The following is a 14,925-nucleotide window of genomic DNA, read 5'->3' as shown; positions in this document are numbered from 1 at the left end:
GAACCCATCGGACATCGACATGGCGATCAACCAGAAGCCCGTCTTCGATCAGCCACAGGCCGGCGCCGTCACCGTCGACCTGCCGCCTAACGATCTCGCGCAATACACCCAAAACCGTGGTTTCTTCGGGCAGCCGCGCGGGTTGGCGACGCTCTTCTTCACCGAGATGTGGGAGCGGTTCTCGTTCTACGGGATCCGGCCCCTTCTCGTCCTCTTCATGACCGCAGCCCTGGCGCAGGGCGGCTTTGGTTTCGACCGCGTGACAGCCAGCTCGATCGTCGGCATCTACGCGTCATCGGTCTATCTGTCGTCACTGCCGGGTGGATGGATCGCCGATCGCTGGCTTGGGCTGCAGCGGTCAGTCTGGGTCGGCGGCATTTTCATCGCGCTCGGCCACCTGTCGATCGGCCTCTCCGCGTTTTTCGCGCGCAGCGCGTTCTTTCTCGGTCTCGTGCTGATCGTCATCGGAACCGGCCTGCTCAAGCCCAACGTCTCGGCGATCGTCGGCGATCTGTATCCGGAAGGCGGCTCACGACGCGACGCGGGATTCTCGATCTTCTACACCGGCATCAATCTGGGCGCCTTTCTCGCGCCGCTCGTGACGGGCTTCCTTGGCGAACGAGTGGATTGGCATTGGGGCTTCGCGTCAGCGGGCATCGGGATGCTTTTCGGCCTCATCACCTTCCGCGCAATGGCCCCGCGTACGCTGGGCCCAATCGGTCTCAAGCCTAACGGGACACTCGAAGAGCAGCGCCGCGTGCGCTCCCTTTCGTTTGGGCTGCTCGGCATCATCGCGCTCGTGGCGATCCTCGCCATGACCGGCGTGATTCACGTCAACCCCGTCGCGGTGGCGGAGAACCTGACGGTGGTGATTCTCGGCCTCGCGCTCCTGTACTTCGCCTATCTCTTCTTCTTCGCGGGTCTCACCGGGCACGAGAAGAAACGCGTTGCGGTCATCATCGTGCTGTTCGTCTTCGCCACGATCTTCTGGAGCGCATTCGAGCAGGCACCGACGTCGCTCAACTTGTTCGCCCGCGACTTCACCGATCGCCACATCTTCGGCTGGGAATCGCCGACAACGTGGATGCAGGCGGCGAATTCTGTGTTCGTGATCGTGCTCGCCCCGGTATTCGGAGTACTCTGGCTTGCGCTCGGAAAGCGTGGCAGAAATCCCTCGAGCCCCGCCAAGTTCGCGTTCGGGCTGTTCGCTGCAGGCGCTGGCTTCTGGGTCATGCTCATCGCCTCCAACAAAGTGATTGCGGGTGGGGCGTCGACGCGCGTTTCCATGTGGTGGCTGACGATCAGCTACCTGTTTCAAACCTTCGGTGAGTTGAGCCTGAGTCCCGTCGGCCTCAGCTCCATGACCAAGCTCGCGCCGCGTAAGTTCGTCGGCCAGATGATGGGCATCTGGTTCATGGCGTCCGCGTTAGGCAATCTCATCGCCGGCATCGTCGGCGGTAACGTCGATCCGAACAAGCTGAACGAGATGCCACTGCTCTTTCAGAGAACCGCGATGTCCCTCTTCATTGCTGCGGTGGTGTGCGCCGCTATGATCATTCCGATTCGTCGCCTGCTCGGAGCATCCGACGGAAGCGAGGGGCAACTGGCGTAGGCCCTCCTCAGGGCCAGTTGAAGATCGATGAAGGCACCGTCTTCTCTCGCGCGATCTGCACATCGTCCGGTTCGCGCCAGAAGAATGTCGTTTGATCGTTGCTCGTGATGCGGAGCTCGAGTCGGCGCGCGCCAGCCGGATTGATCGGCACGGCGATGTCGAGGCGCCAGAGACGCGCCGACCGCGGAGGCACGCTGGCGAGGACGCTGAATCCGACGGATGCGCGTACGGGCGTCGACTCGCCGAAAGGGACGTCGCCCGCCCAGAGTCGTCCTGCGTCGGAAAAGACGCCGATGCCGACGTCGCCTAGACCCCAGGGCCGGCCGACGACGAGCCGATCCTCGAGCCTAACGATGCCCCGTTGGCCGCCGGGCGCCATTTCGTCGGCATAGCCGCGCACGCCGCCTCGCTGGTCGCCGAGCGTCAAGGCGAACGGAATGCGCAGCCGCCAGCCGCTGCTCCACTCGAACGACGCGATCACGGTTTGCACATCGGTGAGCTTCGTATATTGCGTCGCGCGTCCGCTCGTGACGACACCATCCCAGGCATTCAGGTCGTTGCTGCGCCGGCCTTCACCCAGGAGCTGGACGCGAAGGGCCGAGTTCTCTCGTGCGGCACCAATGTAGAGGTTCCCCGACATGAAGATGTCGTCGTCGCGGGCGCCGAGCACCGTTAGGCTGCGGCCGAATTGCGTCCCGAGCTGAAAGCCAACGGGAATGTCCTGAGTCGCCGTAAGCGCGTCGAAGCCGGTCACGCGAACGAAGCCGATGTCGCGGATGCCCCACAGGACGTTGGCGCGCGCGATCTTGTGCGGCACGTACCGGTTGGCGAACGCCGACGTCGTATCGACGAGCGGCCCCGCCGGCGTCACGAGAATCGGCGTCAGGCCAGGTATTTCCTGCTCACCTGAAATCGATGCGCCGAACAGGCTCAGCCGCCCCGGCGGTCCAACGCGAACGAGCCCACCGACGTCGAAGAAATGTCGCTGCGAGTTGAACGCGTGCTGTATGTCCTGGGCCGTCGAGAAGAACACGTAATCGTCCGTCGAGCCGGCGACACCACTCCAGGCGAGACGCTGCAGATCCGTGAGAAACGGATGCGCCGACGAAATGACGAGGTGGTTGCCGAGCGGATCCTGCTGCGCCTCGAAGTTGAGTATGTACGGAAGGGCACCGAGTTGATAGTCTGTGAATCGGATGCCGAAGCCGTCGCGAAAGTTCGGATCGTGGCGCCAATTCCCGACGAGATAGAGACCGCCTCCGCCGAGGTTCGAGCTGCCGACCCGCGCCGAGGTGAGGTAGGGACTCGCCGACGTGATCGTTCCACCAACGATGGCCGAGGTCTCGTCGATCGTTCTGACTTCCAGATCCACCCCGCCGCTTTCGGCCGCATAGGCCAACACCGAGGCGTCGGCCAGGAAGGGCTGCGCGCGCAGGATGCGCTCCGATTCCGACCGTCTCAGCTCCGTGCACGTGTCGCCATGCGCCAGGAGCAGATAGCGCCGAATGAGGTCCGGCCGCGTCGTCGCATGGACGGAACGCGCGATGTCCGCGATGACGGGTACGCTGCGCAGCGCCGCCGTCGTCGGCGCGAAGGAATGAATGACGATGTCGTTGACGCGCTGTCCCGTGCACGCGACCGGGCGCCGCGTTGCGTCGCCTGCCGGCTGGGCGCGGATACTATCCTGCGCGTGGGCGATTCCCCCCAACGACGAGGCGAGCAGCGTCGAAACGCCCCTGATCAGCGCGAGGCGCGTTCGGCGCATGACCGTCGAAAAACCGCTACTTACCCATGCGACGCTTCAGCTCCTCGAGCTTTCGCGCCGCGTCCGCCTCGTGGTCCGCGCGAGTGCGCGAGCGCGAGAGACCGTCGATCTCCGCGCGCAGTGACTCGTTCTTCCCCTGCCCGAGATCCGACTCGACCTCGTCCATGGCCGCCTTCATTGCCGCCGCGTTTCCGCGCTCGCTGCCGGACGAAATCCCGCTCGCCGCGGTCCGCAGTTCCGTCATCATCTGCGTCACGTCGCGCTCAGCGAGTTCGAGCTCGTTCTCCTGTGCCTCGAGCTTTCGCCCGAGCACCTCAACGCGCTCGAGGTGCATCTGTTCGTATTGACCAGCGATGCGCACCGTCTCGGCGTCTCCGACCTGTTCGGCGAGCCGCTTGCGTCGCTGAACCGTCTCCAGCTCTCGACGTTCGACGTCGAGCCGGCGTCGCGATTTCTCCAGCGCATCACGCAGGTCCTGAAGGCCAACCTTCGCCTGAACGAGGGTATCACGCATGCGCGAGACAATTTCACGCCGCTCTTCGGGCGGCGTCGAACGCGACAACAGATCGTCAAGCGACTTTCGCAAACTCTCGAACACGGATTGGTAGCCTCTCCTGCGGAGCGGGCTTAGGATAGTGAAGCGCGCAGGACCCACGCAATGCTGTCATCCCGAGAACCGAAGCGACGCGGAATCTGCTCTTCCAACGCCTTTTTCACGTGTCCATCACCTCCAAATCCGCACTCGTGGCGGTCACGGGAACGACCGAAATCATCCGTGGCGCTCCGCGCGTGCGTGTCAATCTCGCATATACCGCGGCGCTTGCGCGGGTCGGTCTGATACCACTGGTCGTACCGCCGCTCGTAGACGTTGCCGCGCCGGCTATTCTCGACGGCGTCGCCGGCCTTGTCGTCACAGGTGGTGAGGACGTCGCCCCAACGCGTTATTCCGAGGAGCCGCATCCAACCGTCGAAGCGCACGAAGGCCGGGACGAGAGCGAGATTGCGCTCGTTCTGGAGGCTCGCCAGCGACGGCTTCCGACGCTCGCGATTTGTCGCGGCATTCAGGTCGTCAATGTCGCCTTCGGCGGCTCCCTGGTGCAGGACATTCCGAGTCAGCGCCCCACAGCGATCGATCACGATCCCGGCGGAAGCCGCGATGCCCGCGTCCATGAGGTCCGCGTCGACGCAGCATCCGCGCTCGCGAACGCACTCGGCACCGACTGCCTGACGACGAATTCCTTTCATCATCAGTCGCTCGCACGCGTCGCGAACGACCTCCGCGTCACCGCCCGCGCGGCCGATGGCATCGTCGAGGGGGCCGAATCGGTCGATCCGCACTGGTGGATGCTCGCCGTGCAGTGGCACCCAGAAGAGCTCACCGACACCCCCGAGCCATGGGACCGCAATCTCTTCGCTGCGTTCGCACGGGCAGTTACGCCTCACTAGTGCCTACACTCGACGCGCAACGCTCTACGACGCCAGCTTCCACCTCGTTTCGTCCGTCACTTGACGCATCAAGCGCTCGGGCGTGTGGACATTCGGGAAGAACAACCAGTCACTGAGCGAATTCAGCGCGAGTCGAAGTAGACCGAAGCGATCGGCCGCGGCCGCGTAGAGCGGCGCCAGGCCGTGCTCCTCCGCGAGCCGATGCTCGGCTGCGAGTTGAAAGCCGCGGCGCCCCATCTCCTCGTAGTAACCAAGATGCGGTCCGCCACGATTCCATCGACGCTGCTCGACGTGATCGGGAAAAATTCCGCTCAGCCAGAGCGCGTAGTTGCCCAGATGCGCGCGAACGAGGAAGCTTCTCCGCGCATCGGGATCGTTCACGTCGTGGTAGAGATCCGCGAGTGCGGCATACACCTGATCGTCGCTTTCGCCCAGCCGCGTCGAACGATCGCGCATGGCGAAGTGAACGACGATCGCGGCGACATAATCTGCCAGCGAACGATCGCCTTCTCCGAGTCGCCGCAGCGCCTGGCGGACCATGACGTATGCGAAGAGCGGAAACGACGCGTGTGCGCCCGACGCCGAACGGACGAGTGCGACTGGCAGTCGCGGATCATCGAGCAACGCGTCGATGCCATCGTTCGCGAGACGCGCTTCCAGCTCGCCGAGCTCCGCATCGGAGCCGCGTGCGAGAATGCGCATCGCCAGCTGTGCGTCGTTGCGCGTGAGATGCTGTCTCGTATTAGCGAGAATCATGAGGCAGTTACCTCCGTCGCTGTGTTATACCCCGAACTCGCTCGCGAGTAGCAGCGACAGCACGAGGCAGGTGCTATACCGCGGACGGAAAGAATCGCGGAAAAGCAATAACTCTGGCACTCAATGCTGATGACTGCTAATCGATTGCATGAGGACTTCGCTCGTCGGTCGGTGCGACCGATTGGCAACCGCGAAACCCGATTCCAACATCAACTCCGCGACGCGAGCCAATTTGTCATACTCGATCTTTTGCGCCACGTCGGACGCCGCGTGATAATCCGCGCTCGTGGGAGTCGAGAAGAGGATGACGGGAATTGCGCGCTTCGCGTAGTTGTATTGGTCGCCGCGCTCGTACACATCGTCCGGGTCGTCCGGATCATCCCAACGGCGGTCTACGTGGAGCGGTACCATCAGCGCACGATTCACCGAATCGACCACCATACCGACGCGCCAGCTCAAGTAGTTAGGCGCTGCGCGCGGGCCAACCAGTGAAACGGTATTCTCGGTCGTGCCGGCGATGGTTTCGGCGTTGAATTCGGTGATGATCGAATCGATCGGAACGGTCGGATGCGCCGTGAAGTAGGAGGAGCCGAGGAAGCCTTTCTCCCCAGCCACGTGCCAGACGAACAACACGGAACGCCTCGGTCGCAGATACGACATTTCGCGAGCGATGGCGAGCAGCGCCACACTGCCCGAAGCGTCGTCGTTCGCACCATTCGCGATTGAATCGACCTTCGCCCGACGACCCTGTCGCCGATCGATGATACCGATGTGATCGTAATGGGCGCCGTACACCAGATATGTCTTGTTCAACAGCGGATCGCTCCCACGCAACACGGCCGCAACGTTGTAGCCCGTGAATGCTTGCCGCTCGATGTCGAGATGGACCGTGAGGCCTCGGTCGAGCGCCTGCGGGGCAACGTCGTTAGGCCATCCCATCGGGAGCAACGGTGAGCCGCGCCGCGCCACGCCGAGGACAATCACTGGAAGGGTGCGCGCCGAGTCCGTGGTGGCCTCTTCCGGACGCTCTCCTGGACGCTCCGGCGCAACTGGACGCAGAAGTCGTGGCGACGACTGCTCGTAGAGTTGCTCGGCGCCGCCCGACATCAGGACTACGATCGCCGCGGGATGCAGCGCGATCAGTCGCGTGATACGCTCGGTGAGCATCCGCGGCGACTCGAGCTTTCGCACCACGTCCGGCCGAGAGCCCCGCGGCGCGCCATGAATCGCAACAAGCACTTTGCCTTCGAGATCGAAGCGCGCAAGTAACTCGCTCTCGCTGTCATCACTCGGCCCGTAGCCGACGAAGATCATCTCGCCTTCGGCGTTGCGCTTGGTCTCGGAGCGAGCGTCTCCGAGCGCGAGGATCGGCGCGACGTCGGCACCCAGACGCAGCTCGTGCTCGCGACCGTGCGGCAGCGTCACTGCGATATGTGTCGCTTTCGTGAAGACTTGCCGCACCAATGGCACCCGCTGCATGTAGAGGCTATCACCCGCGGGCTCGAGGCCGAGCTGCTGCGCACGTCGCGCGAGGTAGGCTGCCGCGCGCTGCGCGTCGGCGGTGCCGGTCTCGCGCCCGCGGAAGGAATCGTCAGCGAATGCGAAGAGATCGCGCCGGAGGTCAGTGGCGTTGATCGCGTAGCCTGGATCGAAACGCGCTCCCTGCTGCACTACGCTTGCGGTCTGCGGCGGGGCATGCGAGCATCCCGCGAGAGCGAGCGCTCCGATTGCGAAAAGGGCAGTGCGTCGGTGCATGTGATGAGAATGGGGTCAGTCGCGGTGCGCTCGTGCGCCACGCCTACAACGACGATCCACTCGGACCAACTGAAACGAGTAGCGTCGGCACTTGCCTGGGGTCTAATTTTCTAACGTGCCTCCGGCGTTCTCGCCGAAAAAAATTCGGTCTCATCGTACGATTTTTCTCGAAGGTGATCGTTGCTGTACATCTGCATTCCCGCTTACGACGAAGCGCCCACTGTTGGCCTTCTTCTATGGCGGATTCGCAAAGTGTTTCAGGACTATCCGCGCGAATACGAGATCCTCGTCTTCAACGATGGCAGCACCGACGCCACCGTCGAGACGTTGCAGGCGTACACCGACGTGCTTCCCCTCACGATCATCGGATCGGAGGAGCATGTCGGTTATGCGCGCGCGCTGGACGCGTTGAGCCGCGAAGTCTCGCGGCGCACGCGATATCCGCGACGCGATGCGATGATCGTCATGCAGGCCGACTTCACCGATCAGCCGGAACATTTGCCCGAGCTGATCAAGCGCTTCGAAGGCGGCGCCGACCTCGTTGTCGCCGAACGCCCTGCCGCCACGGAGAACGCCACGCCGCCGCGGCCCGTGCGTTGGCTGCGGCGAATGGCGCCGTGGACGCTGCCGCCACTCATGAAAGTGCCGGGCGTATCCGATCCCTTCGGCACCTTTCGTCTATATCGCATAACGCTGCTGCGCGATCTCATTCGTCACGCGGGTGACGAGCCGATCGTCCAGGGGACGGTATGGGCGGCGAACGTCGACCTGCTCGTGTGCACCGCGCCACACGCGCGACGTATCGAGACGGTCGTTCTCGAGCCTCGTTACGATCTCCGCCCGCGCGCGAGTCGGATTCATCCCTGGACAGATGCTGTCGACTTGTTCCGCTTCGGGCGTACGCGCCGTCGCTCGCCCTCGTCGTCGCGAACAACTGCTGACACCGCTCGCTGAGCGGATGCAGCGGCACTCGCGTCGCGCGGCGCCCATTCTAGTTTGCGCCCTCCTCGCGCTCGTTCCGTCGGTCCTACGCGCCCAAGTTGTCGCGCAAGCCGGCGCACCATCGCTGGCCGCTGCCTCATTGTCGGTGGCTCCCGTGCCGTTTGCCAGCGGCGAGCGACTCGAGTACGATGTGAAGTTTGGATTCCTGCACGTCGGCAGAGGCTCGATGCAAGTTGCCGGCATCGACACGGTGCGCGGCCATGCGACCTGGCATACGGTGTTTCACGTGCAGGGCGGGACGCTCTTCTTCAAGGTGAACGATCGCCTCGAGAGCTGGATCGACGTGAGCAACCTCGTCTCCCTTCGGCACTGGCAAGAGCTCAGCGAAGGCCGCCGGAGTCGTGAGCGCCGCTTCGAGATCATGCCCGATCGCGGGATCGTGCTCGAGGAGGGCAAGCCGGAAACGGCAACGGTAGCCGCGCCACTCGACGACGGCGCATTCCTCTATTTCGTGCGGACGATTCCACTCGAGGTCGGAAAGACGTACGAATTCGATCGCTACTTCCGTCCCGACCGGAATCCAGTCACCATTCGCGTTCTGCGGCGCGAGCACATTCGTGTTCCCGCCGGCGAATTCGATGCTATCGTTCTACAACCGATCATCAAGACGAACGGCATCTTCTCCGAGGGTGGCCGCGCCGAGATCTGGCTCTCCGACGATGCGAACCGCATCATGCTCCAGATGAAGTCCAAGCTTCCGTTCGGATCGCTCAACTTGTATCTGACATCGTATCAGCGAGGCGTGGCACCGGCCGTCTCGTCGGAGCGTAGCGCCCCCGACTCGCTGCCGTGAGCGGCGATTCGAGACCAGACGCCTCACGCGCGACGACGGAGGCGGACCTCGCCGCCGTGCGAACGATCCCCGTTGCGCGCCGGGCGAACAAAGTGCGCGCGGAAGAATTCGCACATCCTCCAGCGCACGACCTGAGTTTTGCGGCGTTCCTCGCGGCGCTCCCAGACGTGCTCGTCGCGCGAGACTTCCTCGAGGTCGTGGATGCCATCGCCGACGCCGCGCGTCGCGAGCGCGGTGTCATCGTCATGCTCGGCGGCCACATCGTGAAGACGGGACTCGCGCCGCTTCTCATCGATCTCATGCGCCGGCATGTCATCACCCACGTCGCGATGAATGGTTCGGCCTCGATTCACGACTTTGAAATCGCGCGCTTCGGCGGTACATCCGAGGATGTCGCTGCCGGGCTGCGCGACGGCAGCTTTGGTATGGCCGAAGAGACGGGCCGCGAGATGAACGAGGCATTCGTTCGCGGCATGCGAGAACACGCTGGAATGGGCGAGTCGCTTGGCCGCGGACTCGACGACGCCGACAAAGCCGGCCGGCTCACCCATCCGGAGCTCTCAGTGCTCCTCGGCGCGTGGCGCCTCGGCGTGTCCGTCACGGTGCATGCCGCGTTAGGCGCCGAGATCATTCACCAGCACCCGGCAGCCGACGGCGCCGCGATCGGCGATACGAGCCATCGTGACTTTCGGCGACTGGCGCATTCGCTCACCTCTCTCGACGACGGGGGCGTCGCACTCAACCTGGGCAGCGCGGTCATCATGCCGGAGGTCTTTCTCAAGGCCCTAACGATTGCGCGCAACCTGCACGAGGGCCGGCCGCGCAACTTCGTGACCTGTGATCTCGACATGCAGCGCCACTATCGTCCCCGCATGAACGTCGTGCAGCGCCCCACGCTCGAAAGCGGGAAAGGCTACGAGATCACGGGCCACCATGAGATCATGGTGCCGCTGCTGGCGTGGGCGGTGGCGGAGAAGCTGGCGGATCACCGAGCCTAACGAGGGCAGACTAAAGATAAAAGCCGGCCCGCGCGCAGCGCGGCCGGCCTTCCAAATTCACCAACCACCAATCACCAACTGCCAATCACACAGCTGGTCCCGACCACTTCTCGCGCAGCCGCCGCGCGGTATCCGGGCTCAGCACGCGAATGACGAGATAGATCAGAAATCCAACAGCCGCGATCTTGATCGCGAACCATGCAATCGCTACGAACAAACCAATCAGCGCGGGCAGAATTCCAAACACCACGCGAAGAGCGATCAGACCGAGCACCGCGAACAGCCCGATCATGAAAATTGTGCGGAGCATGCGGCGAATCTCCCAAACGTTGAAAGGACAACCGTCACCGAGCGGTCGTACGCCGCGCCGCCGGCAAGAGTTTCACATCGATTCTCGCGTGCCATGGCGTCGTGCGCTACCCCCCTCGGATGACTGACGCTCTCATCCTCGGCGACGGCATCATCGGTCTCGCGTCGGCGCTCGCCATCGCCCGGAGCGGTGGATCCTGCCGCATCGTGGGACGGAACGTCCCAGGCTCGGCCTCGGTAGCGTCAGCCGGCTTGCTCGCGCCGTCAATTGGCGCCGCCGAACCCGACATTCGCGAGTTCATGATCGCCTCCCGCGATCGGTACCCGTCCTGGATGCACTGGCTTGCCGAGCGCACCGGAATCGAGGTAACGCTCAACCGGCTCGGTATCATCGAACTGGATGGTGGCCAGGCCGATCGCGCGCCTACCCCCACCGCCGATCGTCTCGACAGCACCACGCTTCACGCGCTCGAGCCCGCACTCGCGCCGGGGCGAGCTACTTTGCACCGCGATGATGGGTTCGTCGACAACGTGCGGTTGCTCGCTGCGTTGCGCGAAGCCGTGCGCTGCGAGTGGTCCATCGAGGTGGTCGATGGCCGAGCTGCGAAGATCGAGGCCGGCGCTGGTGGATGCTCGGTCATGACCGAGGATGGTCGAACGCAACACGGAGAGTGCGTCGTGGTCGCCGCCGGCGCGTGGAGCGCCCTCATTGTTGGCGCGCCGCGCTCCGTGCCCGTCGAACCTGTCCGCGGTCAGATGCTGCAATTGCTCGGATGCCCGCTTTCGCACGCGGTGTCCACTCCAGACGCCTACCTCGTTCCGCGCGGGGAGTTCACCCTCGTTGGCAGCACGCTGGAGCGAGTTGGTTACGACAACACGACGACGCCCGGCGCCCTTGCGCATCTGAGAGCGTCTGCGGCGAGTAGTGTTCCGAGCCTGGCGAGCGCCGAGGTAGAGAGCACCTGGGCGGGATTGCGGCCCATGACTCCTGACGGGCTTCCTGTGATCGGACGCGATCCGGATGTCGAGAACGTTTTATACGCTTGTGGTCACGGGAAGAATGGGATTCTCCTCGCACCCCTGACCGCGGAGTGTGTCGCGGCGCTCGTCGGGGACGTGCGCCCGCCAATGGATCTTTCCCGCTTCGGTGTCGAGCGGTTCGACTGATCACGTAGTTGCGTAACTCGCTGTCCCGTCGTGAACGGTTATAGCCTGCCTGCTGTTCTACCACCGTCCCTGGGCGAGGGATAGATTTAGCCTGCTCAACGATTTCGGTCGCGACATTTGCGCCCAATATCATTACGACTCAACCATGGGCGAGACTCTTTATCAGATCATCGGGCGTCACCGCGTCGAGCCTTTGCCGGAAAGAAAGCCTGGCTGGCTGAAGGTCCGAGCCCCCGGGGGGCCCAACTACCTTCGGCTCAAGCAGCTCATGCGTGAGTTGGACCTCCACACCGTCTGCGAGGAGGCCCACTGCCCGAACGTCGGCGAGTGCTGGGAGCATGGTACTGCGACGTTCATGATTCTGGGCGACGTCTGTACGCGGAACTGTGCGTACTGCGCCGTCGCCCACGGCAGGCCGCCGAAATTCGATCCCGCGGAACCGGAGCGCGTCGCGCAAGCCGTAGCCGAGATGCGGCTCCAACACGCCGTGATCACCTCGGTCGACCGTGACGATCTCCCGGATTTCGGTGCCTGGGCATTCGCCGAGACGATCCGGCAGATCAAGCAGCACGTGCCCAATTGTTCGGTGGAGGTGCTCGTGCCGGATTTCCAGGGTGATGAGGAATCCATTCAAACCGTGCTCGACGCGTCCCCGGACATCTATAATCACAATACGGAGACCGTTCCACGGCTGTACAAGAAGTGCCGACCCGGCGGACGCTACGAGCGCGTGATGCGCATCTTCACCACCGCGAAACGTCTCGCGCCCCATATCCCGACCAAGAGCGGAATCATTCTCGGGATGGGGGAGACGAACGAGGAGGTACTCGCGGTGCTGCGCGACCTGCGCGGAGTGGACGTCGACATCATCACGTTAGGCCAGTATCTCAGACCATCGGAATCGCACATCAAGCTCGATCGCTACGTCACGCCGGACGAGTTCCGGGCGTTCCGTGAAGAAGGAATGGCGATGGGCTTCCGGCACGTGGAATCGGGACCACTGGTGCGATCGAGCTATCACGCCTGGGAGCAGGTTCAGGCCGCGGGCGTTTAACAGGTTCTCATCACACACAGTCATCCCGAGCGAAGCGCTCGCCCTCGAGGAGCGCCAGCGGCGACGGGAGGGATCTGCTTTTCATGCCGGCAAAGAAGAAGAACGAACCAACGATGACGGCGACTGAGACCGCGACATCGGGCAACGGAAAATCCAACCCTGACCTCGATCGCGAGCTTCTGCGTTCGATGCTGTTGCAGCGACGGTTCGAGGAGCGATGCGCCGAGGCGTACGCACTCGGGAAGATCGGTGGGTTCTGCCATTTGTACATCGGCCAGGAAGGCGTCAGTACCGGAACGCTCTCGATACTCCGTCCTGACGACTACGTCATCACGACTTATCGCGATCACGGTCAGGCACTCGCGCGCGGCATATCGCCACGAGCCGTTATGGCCGAGCTCTTTGGGCGAGCTGACGGCGTCGTGCGTGGCAAGGGCGGATCGATGCACCTCTTCGACCGCAACGTGAACTTCCTCGGCGGGCATGGCATCGTCGGTGCTCACGTGCCGCTCGGGACCGGCGTTGGCTTCGCGATCAAGTACCGCGGTGGCGATCAGGTTTGCATCTGCTACATGGGCGAGTCAGTCGTGAACACGGGCGCGTTCCACGAAGCGCTCAATATGGCAGGGCTGTGGAAGCTCCCGGTCGTGTACGTCATCGAGAACAATCGATACGGCATGGGGACCGCGCTCGAGCGCGCGTCGGCGATCCACGACATCTACGAGCGCGGCGCGTCGTACAACATGCCGCGCGCGCAGTGTGACGGGCAGGACGTCTTCGCCGTGCGCGCGGCGACGCAGGAAGCGGTCGATCGCGCACGTCGCGATCAAATCCCGACGCTGCTCGAGGTCCGCACCTATCGCTTCATGGGCCACTCGATGTCCGACGCCGTCAGCGGCACATATCGGACGAAGGCCGAGCTCGACGAGTACATGAAGCGGGATCCCATCGTGCTTCTGCGCGTACACATGCAGGAGAACGGCGAGCTCACCGACGAAGAGCTGCAGCGCATCGACGCGGAGATCAAGGCGACCGTGCAGGATGCGTGGGACTTCGCCGACAAGAGCCCCGAGCCACCGCTCGAAGCATTGTACGAGGACGTGTACGTCGATACGACAAGCGACTCGACCGCGCAGCCGGTCGCCGCAGACTGAATCGCTAGCACCTGGCACCCATCACCTGGCACCTCATCGTGGCCGTTATCACTTACCGAGACGCCCTCAATCAAGCACTCCGTGAGGAAATGCAACGTGACGATCGCGTTTTCCTCATGGGCGAGGAGGTCGGCGTCTATCAAGGAGCTTACAAAGTCTCTAAAGGCCTGCTCCAGGAGTTCGGGGAGATGCGTATCGTCGACACGCCGATCACGGAGCTCGGCTTCGCTGGTGTCGGCGTCGGCGCGGCAATGGTTGGCTTGCGGCCGGTCGTCGAGTTCATGACGTGGAATTTCGCCGTCCTCGCGCTTGATCAAGTATTGAACTCCGCCGCCAAAATGCTGTACATGAGCGGTGGGCAGTATAATGTACCGATCGTATTCCGTGGACCGAACGGTGCGGCGCTGCAGCTGTCGGCGCAGCACTCGCAGGCGTTCGAGTCGTGGCTCGCGCACATCCCCGGCCTCAAGGTCGTGACGCCGGGAACGCCGTACGACGCGAAGGGCCTCCTCAAGAGCTCGATCCGGGACGACAATCCCGTTTGCTTTCTCGAAGGTGAGATGTTGTACAACATCAAGGGTGAGGTGCCTGACGAGGAGTATCTCATCCCGATCGGCGTCGCCGATCTCAAGCGAGAAGGCGATCACTGCTCGATCATCACGAACGGCAAGATGGCGCTCGTCGCGATGCAGGCGGCCGATCAGTTGGCGAAGGATGGCATTCGCATCGACGTCGTCGATCTGCGCACGGTGCGCCCGATGGATTACGAAGCGATCCGCGCGTCGGTGCAGAAGACGAATCGCGCCGTCGTGCTCGAGGAAGGTTGGGAGCTCGCGGGCATCGGTGCTCAGGTCGTCGACTTCGTGCAGCGCGAGTGCTTCGACTATCTCGACGCTCCCGTTTTGCGCGTCCACCAGGCAGACGTTCCAATGCCGTACGCGAAGAATCTCGAGCGTGCCGCGAAACCGGACGCGGCGAAAACGATCGCCGCGGTGAAGAAAGTCATGTATGCGGAGGAAGGGGCGAGGGGCTAGAGAATAGGGGCTAGGGTGCGAACGTTCAGGCATCAAGGTCCGGTTTTCTCATCATGCTCTACCCCTAGCCCCTAGCCCCA

General features: G+C 63.4%; 14 protein-coding genes. 9 read left to right on the top strand and 5 right to left on the bottom strand.

The annotated features are described in order from the left end of the window. The first annotated feature begins 19 nt into the window (after nt 1-19). Nucleotides 20-1,612, top strand: coding sequence for a peptide MFS transporter (locus VGH98_23150; protein ID HEY2378896.1), 1,593 nt, complete (start codon nt 20-22; stop codon nt 1,610-1,612). Nucleotides 1,613-1,619: 7 nt separating this feature from the next. Here the strand turns inward: VGH98_23150 and VGH98_23145 are convergent, their stop codons facing one another. Together VGH98_23145 and VGH98_23140 are read right to left on the bottom strand one after the other, a co-directional pair. Beyond that, nucleotides 1,620-3,377, bottom strand: a complete 1,758-nt coding sequence (locus VGH98_23145; protein ID HEY2378895.1) for a hypothetical protein — start codon at nt 3,375-3,377, stop codon at nt 1,620-1,622. Nucleotides 3,378-3,393: 16 nt separating this feature from the next. Beyond that, nucleotides 3,394-3,891, bottom strand: a complete 498-nt coding sequence (locus tag VGH98_23140) for a hypothetical protein (GenBank protein HEY2378894.1) — start codon at nt 3,889-3,891, stop codon at nt 3,394-3,396. Between the two features lie 203 nt (nt 3,892-4,094). Between VGH98_23140 and VGH98_23135 the strand changes: the two genes are divergently transcribed. Then, nucleotides 4,095-4,823, top strand: a complete 729-nt coding sequence (locus VGH98_23135; GenBank protein HEY2378893.1) for a gamma-glutamyl-gamma-aminobutyrate hydrolase family protein — start codon at nt 4,095-4,097, stop codon at nt 4,821-4,823. A 24-nt stretch (nt 4,824-4,847) separates the two neighbouring features. Here the strand turns inward: VGH98_23135 and VGH98_23130 are convergent, their stop codons facing one another. After that, nucleotides 4,848-5,579: a hypothetical protein gene (locus VGH98_23130; GenBank protein ID HEY2378892.1), complete on the bottom strand. Its 732-nt coding sequence runs from the start codon at nt 5,577-5,579 to the stop codon at nt 4,848-4,850. Nucleotides 5,580-5,699: 120 nt separating this feature from the next. Next, entirely contained in the window at nt 5,700-7,334 is a 1,635-nt protein-coding gene (locus VGH98_23125; GenBank protein ID HEY2378891.1) for a M28 family peptidase, read from the bottom strand. A gap of 180 nt (nt 7,335-7,514) precedes the next feature. On the opposite strand from VGH98_23125, the gene VGH98_23120 reads away from it, so the two are divergent. The 3 genes from VGH98_23120 to VGH98_23110 are packed head-to-tail and all read left to right on the top strand — an operon-like array spanning nt 7,515 to nt 10,127. Continuing rightward, nucleotides 7,515-8,288, top strand: coding sequence for a glycosyltransferase family 2 protein (locus VGH98_23120; GenBank protein ID HEY2378890.1), 774 nt, complete (start codon nt 7,515-7,517; stop codon nt 8,286-8,288). Between the two features lie 4 nt (nt 8,289-8,292). Continuing rightward, a complete protein-coding gene (locus VGH98_23115) occupies nt 8,293-9,129 on the top strand; it encodes a DUF3108 domain-containing protein (protein HEY2378889.1) in 837 nt (278 codons plus the stop codon). Then, entirely contained in the window at nt 9,126-10,127 is a 1,002-nt protein-coding gene (locus VGH98_23110) for a hypothetical protein (GenBank protein HEY2378888.1), read from the top strand. The genes VGH98_23115 and VGH98_23110 overlap by 4 nt, the downstream gene beginning before the upstream one ends. Nucleotides 10,128-10,212: 85 nt before the next feature. On the opposite strand, the gene VGH98_23105 is transcribed toward VGH98_23110, so the two are convergent. Then, nucleotides 10,213-10,437, bottom strand: coding sequence for a hypothetical protein (locus tag VGH98_23105; GenBank protein ID HEY2378887.1), 225 nt, complete (start codon nt 10,435-10,437; stop codon nt 10,213-10,215). Between the two features lie 119 nt (nt 10,438-10,556). Between VGH98_23105 and VGH98_23100 the strand changes: the two genes are divergently transcribed. From VGH98_23100 to VGH98_23085, 4 genes are all read left to right on the top strand, one after another. Next, the gene (locus tag VGH98_23100; GenBank protein HEY2378886.1) at nt 10,557-11,603 is read left to right on the top strand and encodes an FAD-dependent oxidoreductase; all 1,047 of its coding nucleotides are present in this window, start codon (nt 10,557-10,559) and stop codon (nt 11,601-11,603) included. Between the two features lie 145 nt (nt 11,604-11,748). Continuing rightward, complete coding sequence (lipA, locus tag VGH98_23095; GenBank protein ID HEY2378885.1) at nt 11,749-12,657, top strand: lipoyl synthase; 909 nt, start codon at nt 11,749-11,751, stop codon at nt 12,655-12,657. Between the two features lie 83 nt (nt 12,658-12,740). After that, on the top strand, nt 12,741-13,811 hold the full coding sequence (pdhA, locus tag VGH98_23090; protein HEY2378884.1) for a pyruvate dehydrogenase (acetyl-transferring) E1 component subunit alpha: 1,071 nt from the start codon (nt 12,741-12,743) through the stop codon (nt 13,809-13,811). A gap of 38 nt (nt 13,812-13,849) precedes the next feature. Next, nucleotides 13,850-14,845 carry a pyruvate dehydrogenase complex E1 component subunit beta gene (locus VGH98_23085; GenBank protein ID HEY2378883.1) on the top strand — a complete coding sequence of 332 codons (996 nt, stop codon included), beginning with the start codon at nt 13,850-13,852 and terminating at the stop codon, nt 14,843-14,845. Nucleotides 14,846-14,925 lie beyond the last annotated feature (80 nt).

The sequence above is a fragment of the Gemmatimonadaceae bacterium genome, assembly GCA_036496605.1.
Classification (GTDB): Bacteria; Gemmatimonadota; Gemmatimonadetes; order Gemmatimonadales; family Gemmatimonadaceae; genus AG2.
Note: the sequence above shows the minus strand (reverse complement) of the source record. Positions and strands in the feature narration are given on the sequence as shown.

Excerpts from the sequence above, each read along its gene's own strand:
- VGH98_23150 (HEY2378896.1), top strand. The coding sequence starts at position 20 with ATGGCGATCAACCAGAAGCCCGTCTTCGATCAGCCACAGGCCGGCGCC.
- VGH98_23145 (HEY2378895.1), bottom strand. The coding sequence starts at position 3,377 with ATGCGCCGAACGCGCCTCGCGCTGATCAGGGGCGTTTCGACGCTGCTC.
- VGH98_23140 (HEY2378894.1), bottom strand. The coding sequence starts at position 3,891 with ATGCGTGATACCCTCGTTCAGGCGAAGGTTGGCCTTCAGGACCTGCGT.
- VGH98_23130 (HEY2378892.1), bottom strand. The coding sequence starts at position 5,579 with ATGATTCTCGCTAATACGAGACAGCATCTCACGCGCAACGACGCACAG.
- VGH98_23125 (HEY2378891.1), bottom strand. The coding sequence starts at position 7,334 with ATGCACCGACGCACTGCCCTTTTCGCAATCGGAGCGCTCGCTCTCGCG.
- VGH98_23115 (HEY2378889.1), top strand. The coding sequence starts at position 8,293 with ATGCAGCGGCACTCGCGTCGCGCGGCGCCCATTCTAGTTTGCGCCCTC.
- VGH98_23105 (HEY2378887.1), bottom strand. The coding sequence starts at position 10,437 with ATGCTCCGCACAATTTTCATGATCGGGCTGTTCGCGGTGCTCGGTCTG.
- VGH98_23100 (HEY2378886.1), top strand. The coding sequence starts at position 10,557 with ATGACTGACGCTCTCATCCTCGGCGACGGCATCATCGGTCTCGCGTCG.
- lipA (HEY2378885.1), top strand. The coding sequence starts at position 11,749 with ATGGGCGAGACTCTTTATCAGATCATCGGGCGTCACCGCGTCGAGCCT.
- pdhA (HEY2378884.1), top strand. The coding sequence starts at position 12,741 with ATGCCGGCAAAGAAGAAGAACGAACCAACGATGACGGCGACTGAGACC.